The sequence below is a fragment of the Mesorhizobium sp. M1329 genome, from assembly GCF_040318035.1.
Classification (GTDB): domain Bacteria; phylum Pseudomonadota; class Alphaproteobacteria; order Rhizobiales; family Rhizobiaceae; genus Mesorhizobium.
In genome coordinates, this window is record NZ_JAMYLN010000077.1 from 1 (window position 1) to 2,918 (window position 2,918).

The 2,918-nt window shown below is 64.1% G+C and carries 2 protein-coding genes; one reads left to right on the plus strand and one right to left on the minus strand.

Going from position 1 to position 2,918, the window contains the following annotated elements; genetic code table 11:
- Positions 1 to 270 precede the first annotated feature (270 nt).
- Positions 271 to 663 carry a hypothetical protein gene (locus NKH21_RS32570; RefSeq protein WP_502911931.1) on the minus strand — a complete coding sequence of 131 codons (393 nt, stop codon included), beginning with the start codon at positions 661 to 663 and terminating at the stop codon, positions 271 to 273.
- Positions 664 to 1,002: 339 nt separating this feature from the next.
- On the opposite strand from NKH21_RS32570, the gene NKH21_RS32575 reads away from it, so the two are divergent.
- Positions 1,003 to 2,748: an adenylate/guanylate cyclase domain-containing protein gene (locus NKH21_RS32575; protein WP_352869995.1), complete on the plus strand. Its 1,746-nt coding sequence runs from the start codon at positions 1,003 to 1,005 to the stop codon at positions 2,746 to 2,748.
- The last annotated feature ends 170 nt before the right edge of the window (positions 2,749 to 2,918 follow it).

Consider the following 2,918-nt stretch of genomic DNA (forward strand, 5'->3'; position numbering starts at 1 on the left):
AACGCTACTACGCCATGTTGGATGAACCAGCCATAGCCGCGTGACTCAAACGAAACGGCCTCCGGAAAACCCGGGGCGGTTCAACAGGGGCTCACGCCTGGAGACAGAAAGGAAACCAGAGAGGGGGAAAACTATTCCTCGAAAGCAGGCAACCCGCCAAAGCAGTTCACGGGCATTCTGGCCGTTCCCATCGGTACGCAATGACAACAAGTGGGGACAAAAGTGGGGATCGATGGCGGGTGCTGAAAAATACCATGATGTTTCGGCCGCTTACGACATACCGCTGGTGGAGCTGCGGCCGAAGCGCTCACGGCGAGTGCCGGCGTCATCTTCTCTGTCGTTCTGCGCGATTGCCAGTGACGTTCCTGGCTCGCCCTCCCGCAGGATAAGGGTTGCCCCGCCGACCAGGCCGGCTTGGTCACCGAGCTGCGCCTGTACGATCGGCACGTCGCGGTAGGTGGCATCACCCGCACCCGCCAGGAGATCGAAGCCGTTGGCGAGGCCGCCGCCCGTCACGATCAGATCAGGCGAGTAGAGGTGCAACAGGTTGGTGAAGCCGATGCTCACCAGGATTTGGAAGTCTTCGATGCGCCACCTGCCGACCTCAGCACCTCTAAGCGCGAACGTCTGGTGTAATGCCCGCTGCGCCCGTTCGTAGGGCATCTCGCTGTTACATCGCGGTGACAAAAGCACCGCCACGGTGGCGTCAACCGGTTACACAGGACAAGAAATATTTCCGGCCTTCTGGGAGTGAAGTGCCAGCGTCCCCAGAGGCTGCATAGGCGTGTTGTCGGTTGGGCTGCTAGCGCGGCGACTGGAACGCTCTACGCCTCGCAAGCGGTATAGCGAAATCTCGTGAACGCAAGGTCGAGCTGCATTCTCGTTCTGTATCGGCGACAGGCGGCGACCGGAGAGATGGATACCATGGACATGGGGCGTCTGGAAGTTGGCAGGACACGGACACGGGGCGGCCCGCGTGCAGGCGCTTGGCTGAGCGATGCAATGACCACGCAGCGCCACCTCGCAGCGATCCTGGCTTGCGACGTGGTCGGCTATTCGCGCCTGACGGAGCGCGACGAGCGCGGGACCCTCGAGCGGCTGAAGATCTACCGCAAGGACCTCCTCGAACCCCTGGTCTCCGAGCACGGGGGTCGGATCGTCAAGCTCACCGGCGACGGCATGCTGTGTGAGTTCGCGAGCGTCGTTAACGCGGTGACCTCGGCAATGGCGATCCAGCAGGCCCTGGCAGATCACGAGGCGGAGACGCCCGAGGAAGAGCGGATTCGCTTCCGCATCGGCGTCAATCTCGGCGACGTGGTCTGCGAGGAGGACGGCGACCTCTACGGCGACGCGGTCAACATCGCCGCCCGCCTCGAAAGCGCCGCCGATCCCGGCACCGTGGTCGTCTCGGGTACCGCCTTCGACCACCTTCAGGGCAAGCTCGACTGCGGCTTCACGCCGCTCGGCAACCTGCGCCTCAAGAACATCGAGCGTCCTGTGCGCGCCTACCGCGTCGAGACCGGCGCCAGCGCCTCGGTGGCTGCACTGCCTCCGCTGCCCGAGAAACCCTCGATCGCGGTTCTGCCTTTCACCAACATGAGCGGAGATCCCGACCAGGAATACTTCGCCGACGGACTGGTGGAGGACATCATCACGGGATTGAGCCGGGTGAACTCCTTCTTCGTGATCGCCCGCAACTCGTCCTTCACCTACAAGGGCCGGGCGGTGGACCTGCGCCAGGTTGGGCGCGAGCTGGGCGTCCGCTACGTGCTCGAAGGCAGCATCCGCAGAGCAGGATCGCGGGTGCGCATCAGTGGGCAGTTGGTGGACGCGATCAGCGGACATCATGTCTGGGCCGACCGCTTCGAGGGCGACGTGAGCGACATTTTCGACCTGCAGGACAAGGTGACCGAGAGCGTCGTCGGCGCTGTCGAGCCGACCATCCGGCTGGCGGAGATCAGGCAGGCGCGCATGAAGCCGACCGACTACATCAGCGCCTACGACCTCTTCCTTCGCGCGCTGCCGCGCTTCTACAGCATGACGCGCGAAGGCTTTGCCGACGTGCGCCGGCTCACCAACGAGGCGCTCAGCATCGACCCTGGCTTCACCTTGGCGAAGGCACTCGGCGCCTATATCCGCAGCCTATCCGTGAGCCAGTGCTGGCACGAGCCGGACGATATCCGAGTCGCCGCGCGCATGGCGCGCGAGGTACTGGCGGAAGCGCGCGACGACCCCACGAGCCTACGATTCGCCGCGCAGGTGATCGCCTACAGCGCGAAGAACTACGAGATGGCGCTGCGCACGATCGAACGATCCCTGCTGCTTAATCCCAATTCGGCGCAGGGCTATACGGGCAGCGGCTGGGTGAACGCACACTCCAGCCGCCCGCTCGTCGCCATCGAGCACTTTCACAGGGCAATGCGGCTGAGCCCGGTCGACCCCGAGAAGGGCATCGCCCTCTCCGGCATCGGGATGAGCTACCTGATGCTCGAGCGCTACGAGGAAGCGCTGGCATGGGGAGAACGCGCGCTGCACGAGATGCCGAACTACGGCTCCTCGCACCGGGTTGTGATCATGGCGCTGGTCAAACTCAACCGGCTGCACGAGGCGCAGGCGGCGGCGCGGCGGCTGATGAAGGCGTTCCCGACCTACACGCTCACCCTGCAGAGACAGATCAACCCGTGGCTGGACGAGGTGTTCGCCGAGCGTTACGTCGAGGCGCTGGGCATCTCCGGCGTGCCGGAGTGATCGTCGCGGCTGCAAAGATGCCCAGCGAGGCGACGGCCCTTGACCGCTTCGCTTCTGCAAGGACAGTCCTCTGGCCGGCTTGTCTGTAAGCGCTGTTGTGGGACCACCTTTCGGGAGTGGTCGCGATCTGTGAGGTTGCCGATTCTGTATTGGGATCGGAGATCGGCTTG